The organism is Clostridium aceticum (genome assembly GCF_001042715.1).
GTDB classification, from domain to species: domain Bacteria; phylum Bacillota; class Clostridia; order Peptostreptococcales; family Natronincolaceae; genus Andreesenella; species Andreesenella acetica.
Genome location: NZ_CP009687.1, coordinates 650,521 through 672,026 on the forward strand (window position 1 = coordinate 650,521; position 21,506 = coordinate 672,026).

A 21,506-nucleotide genomic window follows, 5' to 3' on the forward strand; every position below is an offset into this window, starting at 1 on the left:
GGATATATTATCCAAATATTAGTTCTTTAATGTGTCCTAGGTTAATGTCCTTGCCTAACAGTATATTGATATAATAACAGAGATTATGGGATAAGATCTTTGTTCTAAGCCTTGTCATAAGTCCCCATGGAGATTTTGCTAAGACTTTATTGATATTTAGCTGTTCCGTCAATTGTGAAAAGGTAGTCTCAATTCGCCTTCTAAGTTTAAAAATATGTTGGCGAAGCCATTTAGGATACGGATCTTTACAGTTATTCCTTTTCATAAATATTAGTTGAATTCCCTTTTATGATTGTAGTTGCGAGGGCAGATGCTTACTGGTGTAACCCTTATCACCTACGGTTGTTATGGAATTGTAGTCATCTATTAATTCCCACACAGCTTCTCGATCATCTATATTAGCTGGTGTAAGGATAAAGACAGTGATAAATCCTTCTATCGTAGTGATAGCATGTAGTTTAAATCCATAGTAGGTTTCTTTTTTAGAAGCACAATACCCATAAGCTGAGTCAACTTTAAAAGATTTATGAAAGCATGCTCTACCAAACTTACACACGGGAATAGGAATGCTATCTACGATCCTAAAGGATTTATCCCGAAATCCTAACTTGGAAGTTAGTTCCTTACGAATTGCATCAATTACCGAATGTAGTGCTCTACGGGTTCTATTAAAGCGAGTTCTATGGCTAAACCTTGGAAATAAATCCTTTAGGTTCTTCTTACAGAACCCTAACCATGCTTTTTCTGAGTCAATAGTGAGCAGTTCCCCAACAATACTAATGGTAATTATTTTACTATCACTTAGGATAGACTTGTTGATATTTCTACGTTCTTTAATATGTGTTGGAGTAATTTCTTGGTAAATATCGTCAATTAAGACATAGGTGACAGTAATGAAGTCTTTTAAATCACCAATTTTTTTGATAGAATATTTCTTAGTAAGCTCTAGCATATGTTATCCTCCTATCTTGATTTCGTGGTGGTTATCAAAGATAGGTTAACATAATTCGCTGGAGTTTTTCTATTTGTAACTTTTACTAGCACAACAGGTTAAATTAGATTAGGGTGTAGGGCTTAAGTTGAGATGTATTGATATATAACTCTAAGCCCCTTATGGGAGGAAATATACAAAGAATCATTTTGAATCCATTGACGTAGTAGAAAAAAAGAAATAGTATATAATTATAAATGAATATAGTAAACTATGAAGATGATATAATGAATTTGGTACAGGTTTTTAAGGACACACGATTCGTCTTTTAGAATTACCAAGGGATTGGAGCAAACAAATTCAGCTAAAGGCTGACCTGTTTATGCTGGAGGTATTGATCATAAAAGAATTTATCTGGCTCTTAAAAAAATGGTAAAATGATAAAAACAATAAGACATTTCTCTTGTCTTTTATGAGGAATGTCTTATTGTTTTTTTGGAAATCAAGAGTATGGAGTAAGTGACACTATGTACTATGAGAATTGTTCCTATTGAACTGATTTTAATAGTATTAAATCCATATTCTAATAATAGAAATTGTTGTAATAGTTGCTATAGTAGCAAGCATCAGGCACCTGATTTTTTTCTCTTTAGTATCGTTAATTAATAGTATTTGTTTAAATGAAAAAATAATAAGCAATATAAAACTTAATATAGCTATGATAGTTAGAATATAACTTTGAAACCTGGAAGCTCCAATGGATACAATAATAACTACGCTAGTCATGAAATATATTAATTTCGATATGGTATCTTTTTTCATATTTATTTATACCTATGAATAGTATGAGCATATTGTTGATAGTTTGAATCATAATAAAAATGCTCATAATACATATATTTCCAATGATCTGAATTGTGACGATAAATATCTTTTATTACAAATAGTGCATTTGAATTTCCCCATATACCAGCAATTTCTTTTATTGCTGAGGCTGCAGTAAATGCTAATCCATATCCAAGTTTCAACTTAACTGAAATAATTGTAGCTAAGGTAGCTGTTAAAATTGCATTTATAGTTAAATTAATGCGTATATCTATAAAGTGTGTATTAATATAATCATACTCCCGAGTATTTGATATATTAAATTCATTAGCATCGGTGCCTTCATAATCTTGTACTTGAACATCTTTTATTTCTATCTCTACCTCTACCTTTGTCCCATCAAGAGTAATTTCCCCAGTTTTTGTATTATGTTGGATGTGTTGTACAATACCATCTTCTTCTATAATATAATCTACTATATTGTTTTTATCTTTATTATTTATTTTTTCAATTTTTTGGATTTTAATTAATTTGTCATTATGCTCGAATTCAATATTATGGTGAACTTCATTTTTAAACTCCTTAACTTCTTCTTTATAGTTTTCGAAATCCATATTGTCATATGCCATATTTAAGCTATCACTTATTTGATTTTTATTTATACTATCACCAAAAGAATGTATGGTTGGTAAAATAAATAATAATAAACTTAAGGTGAATGCAATTATACTATATAATTTTTTCTTCATTGTTTTTTTACTCCCCTCAATTATGATTATCAGTTTTCTTCATTATCAATAAGACTATCTTTTATTTGTTTTTTACGATACTATCACTTTATAGTAATGGTTAAGATGGGTATCTGTTTTGTTTTTTTAAAAAGGTCGTTACACACATATTTTTAGGTGCTATTTTTTCGGAGAAGCTCGGGGAATCTTATTCATAGTATTTCACCTCCAAAGCTATATTTTATAAAATTAGTATAAAACTTTTGATTTTATAGGATTTTATTTTATACATAGGCAGGATTATTCTCTAATTTTGTTAAATAGTGTATTATGGTATCGTTTAAGATTTAAGGAAACTGAAGGGATGTTATGCCTGTTCTAAAGATCACTATTTCCAATGTAACAGTTCGAGTAATTTACTCTTGGACAATGTTATTTAAACTTATAGGATTCTTCATTAGGAATGTTTACTAAAATGGTAGTGCTTTTCTATTTTTGTAAAGTGCCATACGTGCAGTACGTATGATTATGATAATAAAGAAACATCCCGGTGTAAAGTATGCTTCGCCAAACTCCGAGATATATTAGTAAACTGTTTTTTTTTGCAGTTCATCGATATATAGTGGAGTTTATCTATATTATTATAGGTCGAAAACCATTCTACTGTTTTAAGGAGGAGTACTAAATGATTTGTTCAAACTGTCAAGAGCCTATTCCAAAGGGAGAAGAAATGCAGCATTGGGGGGCGGTCTTATGTGAAGACTGTTATGTTGATGCTATTAGTATACCTAAGACTTGTGATGTTGCTGCAGTGTATAGTGCTAAATCTGCAAGAAAGCATGCAGGACATACCGGTACAGAAGGGTTAACAGATTTGCAGAAAGAAGTATATGAGTATGTAAAAGCTAATGATGGCAAAGTTCCTTTTGGAACTTTGATGAAAAAGTTTGAGTTGTCAGATGGTGAAATGCGTAGAGTGTTTGCTCCGCTGCGTCATTGTGAGCTATTAAAAGGTGCCATGATTGATGGCGTCCCCTACTGTGTAGTCATGGAGGGTGGTCCTGGATCTATTGATGGATAGCGGCAGAAAATTAAGGTTCTTCTTTAAGTCGGTCTCTGTATTTACAATTGCCCTATCTTAACATATAATCAAGTTAACATACTTTTCATCTAAGAATGATGTAGCACAAAAGGGGGAATTGTTGATGGGGATTTACTTAGATAATGCAGCTACTTCCTTTCCAAAGCCACCACAAGTAGCTAAGGCAATCTGTGATTTTATAGAAAATATAGGGGCGACTGCTGGCAGAGGTGCTTATCAAAAAGCGTTGCAGGCAGATCGGATGATTTACGAAAGTAGAAAAGCTGTAGCAAAGTTATTTGGTTATCATGATGCTAGTCGTGTTGTTTTTACATCTAATGTTACTGAGTCTTTGAACCTTGCCATCAACGGCATAGTAAAAAAGGGCGACCATATTATCACCAGTAGCTTAGAACATAATGCTGTATGGCGATGTATAAAAACTTTGGAAAGAGATAGAGGCATAACAATTTCTACAGTTCCATGCACAGAAGAAGGTTATACCAAACCTGAAGATGTAGAAGCATTGATCAGACCGAATACTTCTTTAATTATTTTTAATCATGCCTCAAATGTCATAGGAACCCTACAGCCTATAAGGGAAATAGGTGCTATTTCAAAAAAATATAAAATTCCTTTTTTAGTAGACGCTGCTCAAACAGCAGGAGCATATCCCATAGATATAGAGAAGGACAATATTGATTTACTGGCTTTTACAGGACATAAAAGTTTACTAGGACCTATGGGTACTGGGGGACTAGTTGTTGGCTGGGAGGGGAAAATTCTTCCTCTAAAATCTGGAGGCACTGGGGGAGACTCCGCCTATGAATATCAGCCAGATTATTTTCCAAATTCCCTAGAAACAGGAACACCTAACGTTGCTGGCATCATAGGATTAAAAGAAGGTATAAAGTTTATTCTTCAAGAAGGCGTAGAAACAATTTATCAAAAAGAAAAAGAAGTGATAGCCTACGCATTGAACAGGCTGCAGGAGATAGACGGTATTACGATCTACGGCCCCAAGGATGCCACTAAGATTATCGGCGTAGTTTCCTTTAACTTAAAGAATATATCAGCAGAAGAGGTTGCCTATGGACTAGATCAGAAATATGGCATTATGGTAAGATCAGGACTCCACTGTGCACCTACTGCTCATCAAGTGATGGGAACGAAGGAAGGTGGCACAGTGAGGATTGGTATAGGTTACTACAACGAAAAAAAAGATATTGATGCTTTAGTAGAAGCGCTACAAGAAATAAGTTCCTATAGTTAAAGTATACTTAGCTGTTTAAAACCCTATTTATTATTTTAATAGATAATTATAGCAACAGCTGATGGAGGTTTTGTCATCCTTTGCTACCCGTAGGATGACGCCGGTTGCATAACTTAAATAAAACAAAGTGAAGGGAAGAATCTTCCCTTCACTTTGTTTTATTTAACAGCTAAATTCTTTACGCTTTTTTTAAATGTGATCTGCTACTTTTTTAATAAAAGTGAAAAACTATATATTGAAAACATAAGCGTTAACTTAATACAATTATTTCCAAAATTCTATCGAACTGTCATCTTACTAATTCTAAAATCCTTCGACTACGATCAGAATCATAAATGATAGTTTAGATGAACACTAATGATATTGAAAATAGAATAGGTTATAATATAGTTAAAGATTTTTAAGAAAATATTAATAATTTTTAATAAGAACTAAATATAAAGGGGTATAAATATAATAATAGGTTTTACTTATGTACATCTGTAGAACAGTATGAATACCTGGCTAAGTTTATATGGCTAATCATTAGGGTACGCATATTGATGATATGTCTGCAAAAAATACTGTGAAAATAAATACAGGAGGGATGAAATTGGGTTTTTACGAAGAGTTTAGTAGGTACTATGACATTGTTTTTCCTACTGGGGAAGCACAATTAAAGTTTATTCAAGGGGCAAGTAAAAATACTAGTGATAAAATATTAGATATTGCTTGTGGCACAGGGAATTATTCTCTTGCTCTAGCAGAAAGAGGATTTGAAGTAACTGCTACTGACTTAGATGAAGCAATGATGAAGGAAGTAGAAGAGAAGGCAAAAGCAAAAGGTCTTCAATTAAAGACTTATATTGGAGATATGAAAGAGTTAGCTACATATCTTCCACAAAAAGGTTTTGATGTTGCATTTTGTATTGGAAATTCCCTGGTGCATTTAACAAAACTAGAGGAAATACAAAGCACCTTACATCAGATGTATGGTATATTAAGCGAGGAAGGAAGGCTTATTTTACAAATTATTAATTACGACAGAATTATGAAATATAATATAGATGGTCTTCCTACAATAGAAGATAAAGAAGCTGGGATAAAATTTATTAGAAAGTATAACTATGATGAGAATAAACGGCTCATCTACTTTAATACAGAATTAATTGTTGCCAAGAACGATGAAATAAAGAGCTTTACCAATTCAGTACCTCTCTATCCTTTACTGAGTCATCAGTTAATAGCGATGCTACAGATAGCAGGATTCAAGGATATGAAAATATATGGTAATTTTATGGAGGAGAGCTATAGAGAAGAAAGCTATGCTATGGTTGTAGTAGCAGAGAAGTAAAATTCAAGGGGGAAATAATAAGTGAGAAATATGACGATAGACATTTTAAAAAAAATACCAGCTTTCTCTCAGTTAAATGAAAATAACGTAGAAAGCATTAGTAAAATAACTGTTGAAAGAAACTTTAAAAAGGGTGCAATTATTTTTATGGAGGGAGATCCTGGAGAGGCTTTTTATTTTATAAAGTCTGGAAAGGTAAAAATTTATAAAACCACTCTAGACGGGAGGGAACATATCTTTACAATACTATCAGAGGGGGGGGTCTTTGCAGAAGTGACATTATTTAATGACATACCCTATCCTGCCTCTGCTGAAATACTAGAAGATGCTGAAATTGGCATGATTAAAAACACTGATCTAGAAAATCTGATTCGTAATAATGCAGAGATTGCCCTTCAAATCATCAAAGTTTTAAGCAAAAAGCTATTCTATTCTCAGCAGAAGGTAAAGGAGTTAGCACTAGGAGATACTTATATGAGAATTGCAAAAACCTTATTAACCTTTGCAAAAGAACACGGTAAAGAAACTTCAAATGGGGTTGAAATAAAACTAAATATTTCAAGGCAAGAACTAGCGAATATGATTGGCACTGCTAGAGAAACTGTTAGTCGTGCACTAGGTCAATTTAAAAAAGAAGGGTCTGTTGATATAGAGGGGAGAAAAATTGTTATTAGAGATATAGAAAAACTAAAAGGATGGATTCAATAATATATTGACTTATGATAACAAAAAGGATATTATATACATACAACGCACCCCCTAGAGGAGGGGGAGTTAATGTGGGAGGTATGTATATGAAAAAGTCAATAATGGCATGGTCTTGGATTTTTATGGTGCTATTTTTTACTCTATCTATTATAGATATACGATTTGGTATCTTAGGGTTGTTATGTATGGGAACGCCTATCTACTTGGCAGTTGGTGGCGGTGGTAAGGTTCATTGTGCAAAATATTGTCCTAGAGGATCTATGCTTGGGGTATTTATAGATAAAATAAGCTTTAAGAGAAACCTTCCAAGTTCATTTAAAACCAAAACAGTAAAAAATATTATGTTAGTTTGGATGATTGGCATGTTTACAATTTCTCTAATCATGGCAGGAGGAGATTTTACAAAAACTGCTTTTGCCATTGTTAGAATGATGACGGTTTCCACAGTGGTAGGAATCATGATGGGGATACTTTTTCAACCTAGGAGTTGGTGTGTTGTATGTCCTATGGGTTATGCTACTGGATTAATTCAAGAAAGTCAAAAAAAGCATAAAAAAGTAGCATAGTGTACGTTAACTTATGATAAAATAAAAGTTTAGTATCACTAATTTTATAGAGATTGATGGGAAGTGAAAAGTTGGAACAACAACAGATTAGAAAAGATATTTTAAATAGACTCAAGACAATCAAAGGTCATATTCAAGGGATTGAAAAGATGATTGATGAAGAAAAGTCTTGTGAGGATGTTTTATTACAAATTGCCGCTGTAAAGTCTTCAGTGGAAAAGGTAGGCTCTATTATTATTGAGGGCCATGCAAAAGATTGTCTACTAAAAGAGAACATTACTGCTGAAGAGGTAGAAAGAATCTTAAAAACCGTTATGAAGTTTGCAAAATAAAGTCTTATCTTAAAAAAGATAGGACTTTTCACATGATAAATATATTGACATATGTCTATGTGATGTATTATGATAATATATAGATGAATATAAATGTATAAGTGCTCCACTCAGGATGACAAATTATGGATTAGGTTAACGCTAATGATAAGTGCAATGTTTTAAGGGAAAATATTTGTTAAGTGAGGTGAAAAAATGAAAGAATATGCAGATGTTTTTAAGGCATTATCAGATGAGAACCGTCTAAAGATATTAAAAATTCTTAATTGTGGAGAATTATGTGCTTGTGATATACAGGATCATTTAAATTTAACTCAGCCTACGATTTCTCATCATATGAAGGTGTTGCAGCAAGCAGGTTTAGTCAATATAGATAAAAGAGGAAAGTGGATGTTTTATTCTATAAATCCCGTAAAAGCACAAGAACTTTGTAAATTTGTAAAGGAGATTACTACGGAGTGTGAAGGAAATCCCTATGGTATTATCCCTCGGAAGTGTGAAGAATAGAGGAGGGATTATATAGGATAGATTTTATATAAAATGTTAAAAGGAAGGAGTGGTATGTATGGCAGAAAATCAAGAAAAGAAGAGTGGAGGTCTAGGTTTTTTTGAGACTTACCTCACTGTATGGGTTGCTCTATGCATCGTTATAGGCGTAGCTATTGGACAGTTTTTACCAATTGTTCCAGAGGTTTTAAGCCAATTTGAATATGCACAGGTATCTATTCCTGTAGCCATATTAATTTGGTTGATGATTTATCCTATGATGTTAAAGATTGATTTTAGCAGTATTGTAGAGGCTACAAAAAAGCCTAAAGGACTTATTGTAACTTGTGTAACCAATTGGCTAATCAAACCCTTTACGATGTATTTAATTGCAGCTTTCTTTTTAAAGGTAGTATTTCAAAATCTGATCCCAGAAGCTTTGGCAAACGATTACTTAGCTGGGGCAGTATTGCTAGGGGCAGCACCTTGTACTGCTATGGTGTTTGTATGGAGTCACTTGACTAAGGGAGATCCTGCCTATACACTGGTGCAGGTAGCAGTGAACGATTTAATTCTACTAATCGCCTTTACACCAATCGTTGCATTGTTATTGGGAATCACAAATGTAGTTGTACCTTATGATACTTTATTTTTATCTGTTGTTTTATTTATTGTGATCCCTTTAGCGGGAGGATATTTTTCAAGAAAATATATTGTAAAAAACCAAGGTATGGAATACTTTGAAAATGTATTTTTAAAGAAATTTGATAATGTTACTATTATTGGTTTGCTATTAACCTTAGTCATTATTTTTACCTTCCAAGGAGATGTTATTTTAAGAAATCCATTGCATATTTTGTTAATAGCAATTCCACTTACAATCCAAACCTTTTTTATTTTTACACTGGCTTATGGTTGGGCAAAAGCTTGGAAATTGCCTCATAATGTAGCATCTCCTGCTGCAATGATTGGTGCAAGTAATTTCTTTGAATTAGCAGTAGCGGTGGCGATCTCCTTATTTGGTTTGGAGTCTGGAGCTACACTGGCAACTGTAGTAGGCGTATTGGTGGAAGTACCAGTTATGCTGGCTTTAGTTAGAATTGCTAATAATACAAGACATTGGTTTAACAAAGCGGAATTAGGTAAGTAAAGATATAAACATATGCTTTAAAAGAGTCACTGATTATCAGTGGCTTTTTTGTATAGATTATCAAAAAATGTACCAAAATAATAAATAGTTAAAATACATAGCGAGGTGATGACATGGAAGAAAAGAGGGACGTTGTTTCTTTTATACAGGAATTAGATCAACAACAGGGTTTTTTCAAGAATATAGAAGAAATTAATAAATATAATATAAAAGCAATTGTTGAGTTGATACAATATAACAATATGAAAGAATATGGAAGTCCTTTATATACAAAAGAAGAGATTCGAAGAGGCATAAAAAACCATTTGACAAATTAAAGAAAGATAGGGAAAATATATAAATATAAGTACATTATTTTTTGTTATAAAACAACATAATCTATTAAAGAGATAGTATGAATATCAGTGTTTTATTGTTTGACTTAAAGGCTACTGGGTATTAAAAAAGTATAAAACAATTATAGGGAGGCGTTAAAATGTCAAAAGAAGTAGTGGTTTTTACAAGTAATACATGTCCACATTGTGTTACTGCTAAGGAGTATTTTAATGAAAAAGGTATATCTTTTACAGAAAGAAATGTACAAACGGATACGGAAGCTAGAAAGGAATTAATGAAGAAGGGAATCATGGCAGTGCCAGTGGTTATGATTGACGGAGAGGCTGTTGTGGGCTTTGATCAAAATAAAATTGAAGAGTTACTAGGATAAGTAAAAGTATTAGGCGAAGATTTTCATCTTCGCCTTTTCTTTTACTATATGCTATATTTTTGTAGTTCCTTTTTAAAGTTCTGTGTTAAAGCTTCTAACAGAGTAATATTATCTGACAAATCCTTTACTTTCTCAGAATACTGTGTTACGTTGGCACTCATTTCTTCAGAGGCGGCAGAATTTTCTTCAGAGATGGCTGCAAGAGAATGAATGTTTTGTATGACTTCTGTCAGGTGATTGGTTTCTGTGGACATCTCATCGATTAATTTTACAATCACATTAGATACATCAACAATTTGATGAGTAGAGGCTTGGTTATCAACGGTGACCTTCTCAAGAGTTGCGTTACTGGATTCCAGTTGATTATATTGGTTTTCAATGGCCTGTACGAAACCTTCGATCTGTTGAATGAAAAAGAGCAAGTTAGAATTGATGTCTTTTACAGCACTTTTGGAGTTTTCTGCTAGCTTGCGAATTTCTTGAGCAACTACGGTAAATCCTCTTCCAGCTTCTCCTGCACTAGCGGCTTCAATAGCTGCATTAAGAGCTAAAAGATTTGTTTGATCTGCAATAGATTCAACAGTGGAACTAATTTCCATGATTTTTGCAGCCTGAGAAGATAATTGTTGTCCTTGATGGTTAACCATAGAAAAATTATCTTTTACTTCATTAATCATAGTGGTGACATTTTTTACATCCTTAAAAGACAACTCTAAATGATTTACTGCATCCTCTAGTTTATCTTTACCTTCTGTTTCTTCTTCTACAATTCTATTTAATGTAGTAATATATTGATCTAAAACACTGACAGCCTCCTCTGTTTCCTCTGCTTGATTGGTAGCACTAAGAGCAACTTCATGAACTACGCCAGCGATAGAATCTGACAGTTCCTTCATATTTTCTGCTATAATGGAGAACTCATGAACAAAGTTATTCATATCATCTGTTCCACCTTTAAGAAAGAGAAAGTCCTTCTTAATAGTATTCTTAGCATCATTGAAAAGATGAAAGGTGTCTTCCAAAGCATCATTGGTTTTGATAACCGTCTTACTAGAAAAATCATATTGACCTAGCTTGCCTATTTCAGTGGCAAATGAACCTATAGGTTTCATTACGATAGAAGAAGCCACATAGCTTGCCCCTAGAGCGATAAAAGAAATGATACTGCTGTTTAGTAAATGCTCTGTACCCTGCACCAGCATGGAAGAAAAGAAGACGATAATAGCGGTAAATATACTGATTTTCAAAGGAATACTTTTCAAGAAACCAAGGCCTAAAGTTTTTGATAAAGTAGCATGAACAATCTTATCTGGAGACTTTTCCAAACGAATATTTACTGTCATATACTTCTTGCCATCTTCAGTGGTGCCAGATTGCAGGATATCATATTCCAATTTTTCGTCAAAATAAGCCGCACTGCCTTCTAGAAGACCCAAAAAGTAATCAAACAACCCTCGACTTGATTGATAAGTAATTTCAATTTCTTTTTCGCCGATTTCCTTAGCTATCAGGCGAGGAGGATTTGCTCCTTTAATCATTTTTGTTAACTGAGCGTGAACATCGTCCATCATCATAAGAAATCCTTTTAGGCTGTATCTTTCAAAATAGGAAGGAAACCATTTTTGAAAAGCTTTAATATTCTGTTTTCCTACTTCACGCCAAATATGATCCAGTGGTTGATTTACTTGCTGTGAGATATGCTGAAAAACAGAAAAAATTTCATTGTCTGCAATATCCTCCAGTGGCGTAATGACTCGGTTGATTTCCCAGCCTACTGACTTTACTGCACTGTTAACAATATCCTCACCAAAAATACTTTGAAGACTGACTAACCATGTAGATACAACAGTACCCTTCATAACTTCACCCCTTTGATAATTGTATATTAGCAGTAAAAAAATAACTGTAAAACAAAGTTATTACAATTATATCAAAATTTCACGCTATTAAACAGATAGATTGAAAAAACCCCCAAAGAATCGAGAGAAAAAGCATAAATGTCTACAGAGAATATGCTATAATAACTTTTATAGGAAAAAAAGTGTTGAATATAGGATGGTGATACGGATGGGACTTCTTTTGTACCAATTTTTCAGCTTAATATTAATCATTGTGCTGTTTACAGTACCCATAGTTGTGGCTATTTTATTAATTAAGCATCTGGGCAAGTCAAAGCCTTCTATAGAAGCAGACGCAGAAACTTATCTTATTGAAAAAATCATAGACTTAGAAAGACGTATTCAAGAATTGGAAAATCAGCTTTCCATCAGCCTAGAGGAAGAATAATTTGGGAGCTTCTTATTTGGTGGTAAATATATTTATACACTTTGGATAAAATATACGTATTTATGTTAATTAAAGTGGAAACATTTTTTATATAAAATAGGGAAGGTGAAAATAATGACAGACAAGAAAGAAAAAGTAATTTTTAGTGGTGCACAGCCTACTGGCAGTTTAACCTTAGGTAACTATATTGGAGCTATCCAAAACTGGAAGGCATTAGAACAAGATTATCAATGTCTATATTCTATAGTAGACCTACATTCCTTAACAATACGCCATGATCCGAAGGATTTTAGAAAATCCTGTTTATCCTTTTTAGCACAATATCTCGCTTGTGGTTTAGATCCTGAAAAAAACATTATCTTTTTTCAGTCCCATGTTATTCAACATGCTGAGCTAAATTGGATTTTAAATTGTGTTACTTATATGGGAGAGCTTAGTAGAATGACACAATTTAAGGAGAAGTCTGAAAGCCATAAGGATAATATTAATGCAGGATTATTTACTTACCCAGTATTACAGGCAGCAGATATTTTACTATATCAAACTGATCTAGTGCCAGTGGGTGAGGATCAAAGACAGCATTTAGAACTAGCTAGGGATATTGCTATAAGATTTAATAATATCTATGGAGAAACTTTTGCACTACCAGATATACACTTATCAAAAGTGGGGGCTAGAATCATGAGTCTTCAAGAGCCAGAGAAAAAGATGTCAAAATCTGACGAAAACGTAAATGGAACCATCTTCTTATTAGATAGTAATGATGTCATCCTTAAAAAGATGAAGAGAGCTGTTACAGACAACGAAAATAGTGTTACATACCGTGATGAACAACCAGGCATAAAAAACTTGATAACCATCTATTCTAAATTAGCTAATTGTAGCCCTCAAGAGGTAGAAGAAAAGTATCAAGGAAAAGGTTATGGTGCTTTTAAGTCAGATTTAGCAGAATTAGTGGTAGAAAGTTTAAGACCCTTTAAAGAAAAATATGATGAGTATATGCAAAATCCTGATTATATTACAAGTATTTATAAACAAGGTGCAGCTAGAGCTACTGAAATTGCAGAGAAAACCATGAAGGATGTAAAGAAAAAGATAGGGTTAGTATAAAATCATATAAGAATCTCTATAATAACTATAGAGGTGATAGAAATGAAGAAAACAAAAAATCCAGTTGTTCCTGAAGCTAGACAAGCTTTAAATTCTTTTAAAGCAGAAGTTGCTAGAGAATTGGGACTTGAAAATGATACCTCTGCAGGCTATGTTGGAGGCAATATGGTGAAAAAAATGGTAGAGGAAGCAGAGAACTCACTAACTCATTTAGGAAGGTCATAAGACCTTCCTAAATTTATTGACTATTTTCCTAGGAACAGGTATTATTTTAAGTAAGCAGTTTTATATAGACATGCGTTTTTAAAACTAAATTTTAATATACATGGTCTACAGTTTTGCACAGAGTAGTCCTTAATATATTGAAATTTAAAGATATAGGTCTGTTATTAGAGTTCTATTTAAAGGAAGTGGGGTATTGAAAAAAAACAATATTTCTTTTATTTTATTTTTAGCTTTTGCAATATCAGGGATCATTATAGGTATTCATATAGACGCTCTAGGTGATATGCAAAATGAAATTTCTTTGCCTTTTAGTAGTGAAATAGAAGTTCAAGAAGTGGTAGATTTAAGAAAAGCCAATAATGATATGAAGACAAAAATTAAGGATTTAAAAGCTCAAGTGGAGGAATATGAAGGAGAAAAGGCTACAGAAAATATCGTGTTGAAAAATCTAAGGTCTCAAATCAATGAATACAGGATTTTAGCAGGATATCAAGACTTAGTGGGTCCTGGTGTTAAAATTACCTTAGAAAGTATGTTGGAAGAAAATATAGCCTTGGTTGTAGAACAGAAAAAATACCTAATTAATTTAATTAATGAGTTAAAGACGGCTGGTGGAGAAGCTATATCGATTAATAACCACAGAATCACTTCTAGAAGTGAGGTCACTTTAGCAGGAAATCATATCAACGTAAATATGACAGCTATAGCGCCACCGTATACTATTAGGGTTATAGGAAATACCGAGGGTTTCCAGCGATATACAAACCATAGAACACTATTATTCGAACTTATGGAGGGAGACGGTATAAGTACTACGATAGAGTTTGATGAAAATATTAAAATACCTGCCCTTTCCAAAGAAAAACCAATGGAGTTTTATAATATTGTGGAAGAAACGAATCAAGAAGAAACTACTAACTAAAGAACATAAACAACAAAAAAACAACAGAGTCTATTAAATTCTGTTGTTTTTTGTTGTTTTGAAGTGTATTAACAAATTTCTTTTATCGTAGTATCGAGTTTAAAAGAGTTAACGGTATCTTCTAGTGTCAATACTTTTGTACATTCTGGTTTATAAGTATTGATTTCTTGTATGTTTACTAAAGTTAAACCTAAAGCAATCAATGTGAGGGCTACTATTTTTTTCATTAAAATGATACCTCCTAAGTCAGAAAAATAAGTTTATATAAAAATGAATGATACTTATATGATATTGTGTATACTTTATTTTTTACAGAAACGCAAAAATTATAGGGGAAGTTAAAGGAAGAGTTGACATAAATTTAATAGATAGAAATAACTTTTACTGGATTGAATGATATTATCGCATTGTATCATAATAAATACAGTAGCTATTCTCAGTAAGATAGAGACATGATTTGTTTATAGGATGAGAGGAAGAAAAAATGAAGAGGCAAGAATACGAAAAAGACATTTTTTTAAATGAAGTTTATCCCTTAAATACCACAACTGGTAAATTGATGATTGAAATTCATTTAGAACAATATATATATCTATTTAATGAGTGGGATAATGCCTCTTTTAAAAGGAGGGACTTAGACCCTGACTTGATTTACTTTTTAGAGGAATGTTCACAAGAAATACCTTTAAAACATGATATTGAACTAAATATAACGATTACAGAAGAGAAAAGAGACTTAATAAAAGAAAAAAATATTATTAAGGGTTTCAGAAATCAATATATCCATTATTTGCGCTTAGAGAAAAGAAATCTAAAGGAGTTGTTTATGAGGGCGCTACTATATGTTGTAACTGCTTTTGCCTTGATCTTTACAGCCTCTATGTTAGAAGGGACATTGAAAGAACATCCTGTATCTACAACATTATTAGAGGGATTTTATGTAGGGGGATGGGTTTTTGCATGGGAGGCTATTTCCAGTTTTTCCTTCCATAGTGGGAGCTTGAGAAGAAAAATAAAAGAATATAAAAGGTTTTTAAGAGCACCTATTCATTTCATTTATAAAGATAAGACTATGTAAGAGGAATCAATATACTTAAGAAATAATTGAACCAGTAAAAAGTTGATAGGAGAGATTCCTGTAAATTTGGGTATTGTAAAAGATATAAGACTAGTGTAAAATTTTGGTTTAAGTAATAAGAAAAGGGGGGATTGAGATGGAGGAATTCGTTATTGAAGTTTTTGAGTTTGCCCATTGGATCTTAGGGGCTTTAGTTCTGTATATTGCGATTATTTTATTTATGGGATTTAAGTATGCTGGTAAAATTCATGTATCAGACGACTTGGCTTTAGCAGGACGAGGATTAACACTACCTTATATGATTCCTTCTATTGTAGCCACTTGGATTTGTGCAGGGGCTATTATGGGAGCAGCAGGAGAAGCTTATTTATTTGGATTTCAAGGGGTGATTTTTGATCCCTTTGGTCCAGTAATGATGATGTTTTTAGTGGCTATTTTTTTTGCTTTTCGCTTAAGAAGGTCTGGTTACAGTACCGTAGTAGATTTTTTTAATAGCAGATACGGTAAAAAAATGGGGATACTTTATATGATTGTTCAAATTATGTCTGCCACCGGGTGGTTAGGGGGACAGCTTGTGGCACTGGGGATTATTGTAAACCTTACTACCGGCTTTAGTATGACCGTTGCAACGATTATTGCCACAGTTGTTGTAATCGTAGTAACTTATTTTGGCGGTCTTTGGGCTTTATCAAGAATAGATGCTATTGGGTTCATACTGATTATTGTTGGATTACTTGTAATGTTTCCAGTTGTCATGGGAGAAGTAGGAGGGATATCTAATTTTATGCTTACAGCAGAGAATTGGGGGGAGTTACCTACTTTTTCTATATTTCCAGTAGCAGCCGATGAAGGAGGATATCTTTGGTATACAGGTGTATTGGGAATCATGTACTATTTAGCAGCTTGGACCTCACTAGGACTTGGAGATATTAATAATCAGGTTTTATTACAAAGGGTGTTGGCAGCTAAGGATGAAAAAACAGCTATCAAAGGTTTTATGATTAGTGGATTCTTATATCTGATTTTGGGATTAATTCCTGTTTCGATTGGCATTGCTATGTTTAACTATGGGTTAGCCTTGCCTTTAAGCCAGACGGAGATGCTTTTGCCATGGGTAGCAGACTATCTTCTATCACCATGGGCAGGAACAATATTTATTATATCCTTAGCAGCTGCTATTATTAGTACTGTAGGAGACAACTGTCTGATTGTTTCTACGCTGATAGGTCACAACCTGTACGAATATGTGAAGCCAGGGATAACACAAGAGGAGAAGCTAAAAGCTATAAGATTAGCTATACCAATAGTAGGCTTAGTAGCTATGACGATTGCTCTCTTATTTGGGACGGTTTACAAGTTAATTGTATTTAGTGGTGCTATTTCTTTGGCCACAGTTGTGGCTTCTTATGTATTAGGATTTTTTTGGAAAAGGGCAAATAGCACAGGAGCTGTAGCTTCCTTTTTTGGTGGTTTGACGGTTTGGGTCACTTCTTTTATAATACTGTTGCCTTATACAAGAGAAGCTAATATGGAGGAAGAACTGATTCAAGCTGGTGTAGCTATGGATTGGGCTATCTGGGATGCCTTATATATGGCACTCATCCCTGCTGCCATCGTAGGGTTTATTTTATTAATTGTAGTATCCCTCAAAACCCAACATTCAGATCCACCAAAGCCTTTTGTTAACATAAAGGGAGAAAAGATGGAGGACAAACTGTTTTTTTGGTCCAAATGAGAAAAAAGCCTTAAACCAAGGTAGTAGATGGTCTAATAAATTCTTTTAATACACATAATAAAATAACAAAAATCAGAGGTAAAGGAGGCGTTGTACTGATGAAGTATCGATTACCCTGGGGAGAAATTTATACGGATCAGATAGATGAGGCTGATGTAGTGGTCTTAGGTATTCCCTTTGATAGTGCGGTGAGCAATAGAAAAGGGGCAGCAGAGGCACCAGACAAGCTAAGGGAGCTTTCAAGAATCTTGCCACCAGTTACAGAAGAAGGCTTGCTTTTAAAAAACTTTAAGGTATATGATCATGAAAATGTAGAAATTATTTTAGACTGGGAAAAATATTTTAAGCAGGTGGAAGACACCGCTTCTTCTTTGATGAAAACAGGTAAGACCTGCTTATTTATAGGTGGTGATCATGCAGTTACTATACCATTAGAAACCGCCTTTGCTAAAGTACATAATAATGAAAAAATAGGAATCATCCATTTTGATTCACATCCAGATATTATTGATACCTATGATGGCCATCCTTGGTCCCATGCCTGTACCCAGCGAAGGGCATTGGAACTAAAAAATATAGCACCAGAAGATTTAACCTTTGTTGGGTTACGGTCTTATATGGAGGAAGAATTAGCTTATTTCCAAAAGCATCCAGAAATTAAGATTATCGGTGCGAGGGAGGTATACCGTAAAGGTATAGATGATGTGCTGGATATTCTTAAAGAAAAGTACAAGGATTACACAAAGCTATATGTTACTTTAGATATCGATGTATTGGACCCAGCTTTTGCTCCAGGAACAGGAACGCCAGAGGCAGGTGGTCTCAGTACCCGTGAGCTTATGGAAATGGTGAGAGAAATTATTTTGACTTTGCCTGTAGCGGTGGTAGATATTGTAGAAGTTGCTCCTCCTTTAGATTCCTCGGATATCACCAGTTGGGCGGCACTAAAAATCATTTATGAAATCTTTGGAGCTGTTTATAAAAAGAAGATGAGGGAAGAATAATTTCGAAAAGTGAGAAGCATATTATATACATATTTCTATGAATGTGATATAATTTATCTGTTTTGAAAATACTTATGAAAACAATAGCAAAGGAGGAAAAAAATTGCCAATTATATTAAATGAGAAACATTCCACAGGACTGTCTATGAATTGGACAGTAGACAAGGTTTTATATCATCAAAAGTCAGATTTCCAAGAGGTGGCTATATTAGAATTACAAGAATTAGGGAGGGCACTGGCTTTAGATGGTGCGATTCAAGTAACTGTTAAGGATGAATTTGTTTATAATGAGATGATCACACATGTACCTTTATTTACACATCCTAACCCTGAAAAAGTATTAATTATCGGTGGTGGAGATGGCGGTGCTGCTAGGGAAGCTGCAAAGCATCCTAAAGTAAAGCAAGTAGATATGTGTGAAATTGATCCTGTAGTTATTGAAGCTTGCAGAGAATACTTGCCTGAGATGAGTGTTTCTTATGATAATCCTAAAGTAAACGTCATTACTAAGGATGGTATTGCTTTCATAAAAAATAATCCTAATACCTATGATGTAATCATTATAGATTCTTCAGACCCAGTAGGACCTGCTGTAGAATTATTCCAAAAGCAGTTTTACACCGATGTTCGAGGGGCATTGAAGGAAGACGGATTATTTGTATGTCAAAGTGAATCCTTATTTTTACATATGCAATTAATCAAGGATGTTTATACAAGTATAAGCAGTTTATTCCCGGTTGCAAGAGTATATACATCTACCAATGCTACTTATCCAGGTTTCCTATGGAGTTATACAATGGGTTCTAAAAAATATGATCCATTAGAAAAGGGTGAACTTGAGCCACAAACATTCCAAACAAAATACTACAATCATGATTTATTTAAGGCTTCTTTTGCACTACCTAATTTCTTAAAAGAAGAACTAGAACAAAAATAATTTATGTCAATAAAAAAAAGAAAGTCAGAGAAAAGATATTTTTCCTCTGGCTTTCTTTTTTCGACTCTGCTTTGCTTCTCTCAGAATATACATGTGTTACTCACACCACGAGGAAGGAAAGTGTCATTCTGAGCGCAGGGAAGAATCTTAAGATCTTTCCGTCGTTACCTCCCTTAGGATGACAAAAATAGTGTTTTGATAACAATGGCAAGTTATGGTTTTAGTTAAGGTTAATGATTATGTTATAATTCCACAATTTTTTAAAATAGCCTACTTTCCATCATGAACGGTGCATATTTAAAAGACTTCTACGGAAGAATACTAAAAGATAGTAATAAAGTTTTTAAATTATGTTTACTACAATTAGTAGTAGAAATGACCATATTAATATTTATGAAATTAAGGAGGCGCTTTTTATTATGGATAGTTCAATGTTTTGTTGGCAATGTGAGCAGACTGTTGGTGGTAAAGGATGTACTAAGGTAGGTGTATGTAGCAAAGATCCTGATATCGCTAAAATGCAAGATGTGCTTATTTATCTTCTTAAAGGCTGGGGCTTTTATGCTACGAAAGTTCTAGAAAAAGGAGATAAAATTTCTCAAGAGTATGGAGAGTTTTTTACAGAATGTACTTTTTCCACACTGACTAATGTGAATTTTCATGCTGAAAGATTTGTAGATTACATAAAAAAAGCTAATAAAATTAAAAAAGAGTTAATGGAAAAGGCGGGTTCCATAGAAAATGCTCCTAAAGGGGCCGACTTCTTTTCCCCTGAAACAAGAGGAGAAATACTTAATCTTCCTTGGGTAAAAAATTTAGGTGTTATGGATGATGAAGATCTGGATATGGATCTACGTTCTTTAAGAGAGTTATTAATCTATGGTATCAAAGGTATGAGTGCTTATCATCATCATGCTTATGCACTAGGAAAATATGATGAAGAAGTAACCAATTTTATGTACAAAGCATTTGCAACTACTTTAGATCCCGATGCAAATATGGAAAAATACTTCGATTTGAATATGGGGCTTGGTAAAATGAATCTTCAATGCATGGCATTGCTTGATGCAGCAAATACCGGTGCATTTGGAGACCCAGAACCCACCGAAATGCTAATCACTAAGAAAAAAGGTCCATTTATTGTGATATCAGGTCATGATCTTAGGGATTTGGGGGATTTATTAGAACAAACAAAGGGTAAGGGTGTAAATATTTACACCCATGGTGAAATGCTGCCATGTAATGCTTATCCTGAACTTAAAAAGCATCCTCACCTAATAGGAAATTATGGTGGTGCATGGCAGGATCAACAAACACAATTTGATGGACTTCCTGGAGCTATTTTGATGACTAGTAACTGTCTAATGAAGCCTAGAGATAGCTACAAGGATAGAATATTTACTTCTAGTATTGTTGGTTTTCCAGATATTCAACATATTGAAACAGTTAATGGTAAAAAAGACTTCACACCTATTATAAACAAAGCCTTAGAACTTGGCGGATTTACTGAAGATGAAGAAGAAAGAAGAATACCTATGGGGTTTGGTAGAAAGGCGCTACTAAGTAATGCGGATAAGATAGTAGGTGCTGTTAAAGAAGGTCAGTTAAAACACTTCTTCTTAATAGGTGGATGTGATGGTGCTCGACCAGGAAGAAATTATTTCACTGAGTTTGCTGAAAAAACACCAAAGGATACTGTAATATTAACCTTGGCTTGCGGTAAGTATAGATTTAACAAATTAGATTTAGGAACTGTTGCAGGATTCCCAAGAATCCTTGATTGTGGTCAATGTAACGATGCATACACAGCTATTCAAGTAGCTCTTGCATTAGCAGAGGCATTTGATTGTGATGTAAATAAACTCCCACTTTCCTATATTGTGTCATGGTATGAGCAAAAGGCAGTGGCGGTACTACTAACTATGTTGTACTTAGGACTACAGGATATTTACCTTGGACCTTCACTACCAGCATTTGTTAGTCCAAATGTTCTACAAACATTAGTAGAAAAGTTTAATATCAAGCCAGTTTCTACACCAGATGAAGATTTAAAAGTAATTTTAGGGTAATTGTATAATCTGTAAATTCAA

At 33.6% G+C, this 21,506-nt stretch carries 22 protein-coding genes and 1 pseudogene; 19 read left to right on the forward strand and 4 right to left on the reverse strand.

Translation table 11 applies throughout. The annotated features are described in order from the left end of the window. Positions 1–7: 7 nt before the first annotated feature. Positions 8–952 (reverse strand): annotated as a pseudogene (locus CACET_RS02905) (IS982 family transposase). Between the two features lie 803 nt (positions 953–1,755). Further along, positions 1,756–2,505, reverse strand: a complete 750-nt coding sequence (locus CACET_RS02915) for a hypothetical protein (protein ID WP_044823052.1) — start codon at positions 2,503–2,505, stop codon at positions 1,756–1,758. 664 nt (positions 2,506–3,169) lie between these two features. Between CACET_RS02915 and CACET_RS02920 the strand changes: the two genes are divergently transcribed. The 10 genes from CACET_RS02920 to CACET_RS02965 all read left to right on the forward strand — a co-directional run bounded on the left by CACET_RS02920 (position 3,170) and on the right by CACET_RS02965 (position 10,119). Further along, positions 3,170–3,565, forward strand: coding sequence for a hypothetical protein (locus CACET_RS02920; RefSeq protein ID WP_044823051.1), 396 nt, complete (start codon positions 3,170–3,172; stop codon positions 3,563–3,565). 124 nt (positions 3,566–3,689) lie between these two features. Beyond that, complete coding sequence (locus CACET_RS02925; RefSeq protein WP_044823050.1) at positions 3,690–4,838, forward strand: aminotransferase class V-fold PLP-dependent enzyme; 1,149 nt, start codon at positions 3,690–3,692, stop codon at positions 4,836–4,838. A 592-nt stretch (positions 4,839–5,430) separates the two neighbouring features. Continuing rightward, positions 5,431–6,171, forward strand: a complete 741-nt coding sequence (locus CACET_RS02930) for a class I SAM-dependent methyltransferase (RefSeq protein ID WP_044823049.1) — start codon at positions 5,431–5,433, stop codon at positions 6,169–6,171. A gap of 30 nt (positions 6,172–6,201) precedes the next feature. After that, on the forward strand, positions 6,202–6,879 hold the full coding sequence (locus tag CACET_RS02935) for a Crp/Fnr family transcriptional regulator (RefSeq protein WP_044823271.1): 678 nt from the start codon (positions 6,202–6,204) through the stop codon (positions 6,877–6,879). A gap of 86 nt (positions 6,880–6,965) precedes the next feature. Next, positions 6,966–7,445: a 4Fe-4S binding protein gene (locus CACET_RS02940; RefSeq protein WP_052661216.1), complete on the forward strand. Its 480-nt coding sequence runs from the start codon at positions 6,966–6,968 to the stop codon at positions 7,443–7,445. 56 nt (positions 7,446–7,501) lie between these two features. Further along, positions 7,502–7,777, forward strand: coding sequence for a metal-sensitive transcriptional regulator (locus CACET_RS02945; protein ID WP_044823048.1), 276 nt, complete (start codon positions 7,502–7,504; stop codon positions 7,775–7,777). A gap of 195 nt (positions 7,778–7,972) precedes the next feature. Continuing rightward, positions 7,973–8,284 carry an ArsR/SmtB family transcription factor gene (locus CACET_RS02950; RefSeq protein WP_044823047.1) on the forward strand — a complete coding sequence of 104 codons (312 nt, stop codon included), beginning with the start codon at positions 7,973–7,975 and terminating at the stop codon, positions 8,282–8,284. A gap of 58 nt (positions 8,285–8,342) precedes the next feature. After that, positions 8,343–9,413, forward strand: a complete 1,071-nt coding sequence (gene arsB, locus CACET_RS02955) for an ACR3 family arsenite efflux transporter (protein ID WP_044823046.1) — start codon at positions 8,343–8,345, stop codon at positions 9,411–9,413. 113 nt (positions 9,414–9,526) lie between these two features. Beyond that, on the forward strand, positions 9,527–9,730 hold the full coding sequence (locus CACET_RS02960; RefSeq protein ID WP_044823045.1) for a hypothetical protein: 204 nt from the start codon (positions 9,527–9,529) through the stop codon (positions 9,728–9,730). Between the two features lie 158 nt (positions 9,731–9,888). Further along, positions 9,889–10,119, forward strand: coding sequence for a glutaredoxin family protein (locus CACET_RS02965; protein WP_044823044.1), 231 nt, complete (start codon positions 9,889–9,891; stop codon positions 10,117–10,119). 44 nt (positions 10,120–10,163) lie between these two features. Here the strand turns inward: CACET_RS02965 and CACET_RS02970 are convergent, their stop codons facing one another. Next, the gene (locus CACET_RS02970) at positions 10,164–11,978 is read right to left on the reverse strand and encodes a heme NO-binding domain-containing protein (protein ID WP_044823043.1); all 1,815 of its coding nucleotides are present in this window, start codon (positions 11,976–11,978) and stop codon (positions 10,164–10,166) included. Positions 11,979–12,186: 208 nt separating this feature from the next. Here CACET_RS02970 and CACET_RS02975 point away from each other — a divergent pair, with 208 nt between their 5' ends. The 4 genes from CACET_RS02975 to CACET_RS02990 all read left to right on the forward strand — a co-directional run bounded on the left by CACET_RS02975 (position 12,187) and on the right by CACET_RS02990 (position 14,662). Next, entirely contained in the window at positions 12,187–12,405 is a 219-nt protein-coding gene (locus tag CACET_RS02975) for a hypothetical protein (RefSeq protein WP_044823042.1), read from the forward strand. A 114-nt stretch (positions 12,406–12,519) separates the two neighbouring features. Further along, a complete protein-coding gene (trpS, locus tag CACET_RS02980; RefSeq protein WP_044823041.1) occupies positions 12,520–13,515 on the forward strand; it encodes a tryptophan--tRNA ligase in 996 nt (331 codons plus the stop codon). Between the two features lie 42 nt (positions 13,516–13,557). Further along, positions 13,558–13,740: an alpha/beta-type small acid-soluble spore protein gene (locus CACET_RS02985; protein ID WP_044823040.1), complete on the forward strand. Its 183-nt coding sequence runs from the start codon at positions 13,558–13,560 to the stop codon at positions 13,738–13,740. 193 nt (positions 13,741–13,933) lie between these two features. Then, complete coding sequence (locus CACET_RS02990; protein ID WP_044823039.1) at positions 13,934–14,662, forward strand: DUF881 domain-containing protein; 729 nt, start codon at positions 13,934–13,936, stop codon at positions 14,660–14,662. Between the two features lie 68 nt (positions 14,663–14,730). Here CACET_RS02990 and CACET_RS20350 read toward each other — a convergent pair whose 3' ends face one another. After that, positions 14,731–14,889 (reverse strand): hypothetical protein, encoded by a 159-nt coding sequence (locus tag CACET_RS20350; protein ID WP_158385951.1) that lies wholly within the window; start codon positions 14,887–14,889, stop codon positions 14,731–14,733. Positions 14,890–15,146: 257 nt separating this feature from the next. On the opposite strand from CACET_RS20350, the gene CACET_RS02995 reads away from it, so the two are divergent. The 5 genes from CACET_RS02995 to hcp all read left to right on the forward strand — a co-directional run bounded on the left by CACET_RS02995 (position 15,147) and on the right by hcp (position 21,485). Beyond that, positions 15,147–15,740, forward strand: a complete 594-nt coding sequence (locus CACET_RS02995) for a hypothetical protein (protein ID WP_044823038.1) — start codon at positions 15,147–15,149, stop codon at positions 15,738–15,740. Between the two features lie 136 nt (positions 15,741–15,876). Beyond that, positions 15,877–17,475, forward strand: a complete 1,599-nt coding sequence (locus tag CACET_RS03000) for a sodium:solute symporter family transporter (protein WP_044823037.1) — start codon at positions 15,877–15,879, stop codon at positions 17,473–17,475. Between the two features lie 98 nt (positions 17,476–17,573). After that, positions 17,574–18,479 (forward strand): agmatinase, encoded by a 906-nt coding sequence (speB, locus tag CACET_RS03005; RefSeq protein WP_052661198.1) that lies wholly within the window; start codon positions 17,574–17,576, stop codon positions 18,477–18,479. Between the two features lie 103 nt (positions 18,480–18,582). Continuing rightward, positions 18,583–19,416, forward strand: a complete 834-nt coding sequence (gene speE, locus CACET_RS03010) for a polyamine aminopropyltransferase (protein WP_052661197.1) — start codon at positions 18,583–18,585, stop codon at positions 19,414–19,416. 419 nt (positions 19,417–19,835) lie between these two features. Further along, positions 19,836–21,485, forward strand: coding sequence for a hydroxylamine reductase (hcp, locus tag CACET_RS03015; RefSeq protein ID WP_044823036.1), 1,650 nt, complete (start codon positions 19,836–19,838; stop codon positions 21,483–21,485). The last annotated feature ends 21 nt before the right edge of the window (positions 21,486–21,506 follow it).

Bases quoted from the DNA above. Each gene is read 5' to 3' on its own strand.
- CACET_RS02995 (WP_044823038.1), top strand. From the start codon at position 15,147: ATGAAGAGGCAAGAATACGAAAAAGACATTTTTTTAAATGAAGTTTAT.
- CACET_RS02915 (WP_044823052.1), bottom strand. From the start codon at position 2,505: ATGAAGAAAAAATTATATAGTATAATTGCATTCACCTTAAGTTTATTA.
- CACET_RS02940 (WP_052661216.1), top strand. From the start codon at position 6,966: ATGAAAAAGTCAATAATGGCATGGTCTTGGATTTTTATGGTGCTATTT.
- CACET_RS02920 (WP_044823051.1), top strand. From the start codon at position 3,170: ATGATTTGTTCAAACTGTCAAGAGCCTATTCCAAAGGGAGAAGAAATG.
- CACET_RS02950 (WP_044823047.1), top strand. From the start codon at position 7,973: ATGAAAGAATATGCAGATGTTTTTAAGGCATTATCAGATGAGAACCGT.
- arsB (WP_044823046.1), top strand. From the start codon at position 8,343: ATGGCAGAAAATCAAGAAAAGAAGAGTGGAGGTCTAGGTTTTTTTGAG.
- CACET_RS02975 (WP_044823042.1), top strand. From the start codon at position 12,187: ATGGGACTTCTTTTGTACCAATTTTTCAGCTTAATATTAATCATTGTG.
- CACET_RS02945 (WP_044823048.1), top strand. From the start codon at position 7,502: ATGGGAAGTGAAAAGTTGGAACAACAACAGATTAGAAAAGATATTTTA.
- CACET_RS20350 (WP_158385951.1), bottom strand. From the start codon at position 14,889: ATGAAAAAAATAGTAGCCCTCACATTGATTGCTTTAGGTTTAACTTTA.
- CACET_RS02935 (WP_044823271.1), top strand. From the start codon at position 6,202: ATGACGATAGACATTTTAAAAAAAATACCAGCTTTCTCTCAGTTAAAT.
- CACET_RS02925 (WP_044823050.1), top strand. From the start codon at position 3,690: ATGGGGATTTACTTAGATAATGCAGCTACTTCCTTTCCAAAGCCACCA.
- speB (WP_052661198.1), top strand. From the start codon at position 17,574: ATGAAGTATCGATTACCCTGGGGAGAAATTTATACGGATCAGATAGAT.
- hcp (WP_044823036.1), top strand. From the start codon at position 19,836: ATGGATAGTTCAATGTTTTGTTGGCAATGTGAGCAGACTGTTGGTGGT.
- CACET_RS03000 (WP_044823037.1), top strand. From the start codon at position 15,877: ATGGAGGAATTCGTTATTGAAGTTTTTGAGTTTGCCCATTGGATCTTA.
- CACET_RS02965 (WP_044823044.1), top strand. From the start codon at position 9,889: ATGTCAAAAGAAGTAGTGGTTTTTACAAGTAATACATGTCCACATTGT.
- CACET_RS02985 (WP_044823040.1), top strand. From the start codon at position 13,558: ATGAAGAAAACAAAAAATCCAGTTGTTCCTGAAGCTAGACAAGCTTTA.
- CACET_RS02960 (WP_044823045.1), top strand. From the start codon at position 9,527: ATGGAAGAAAAGAGGGACGTTGTTTCTTTTATACAGGAATTAGATCAA.
- trpS (WP_044823041.1), top strand. From the start codon at position 12,520: ATGACAGACAAGAAAGAAAAAGTAATTTTTAGTGGTGCACAGCCTACT.
- CACET_RS02970 (WP_044823043.1), bottom strand. From the start codon at position 11,978: ATGAAGGGTACTGTTGTATCTACATGGTTAGTCAGTCTTCAAAGTATT.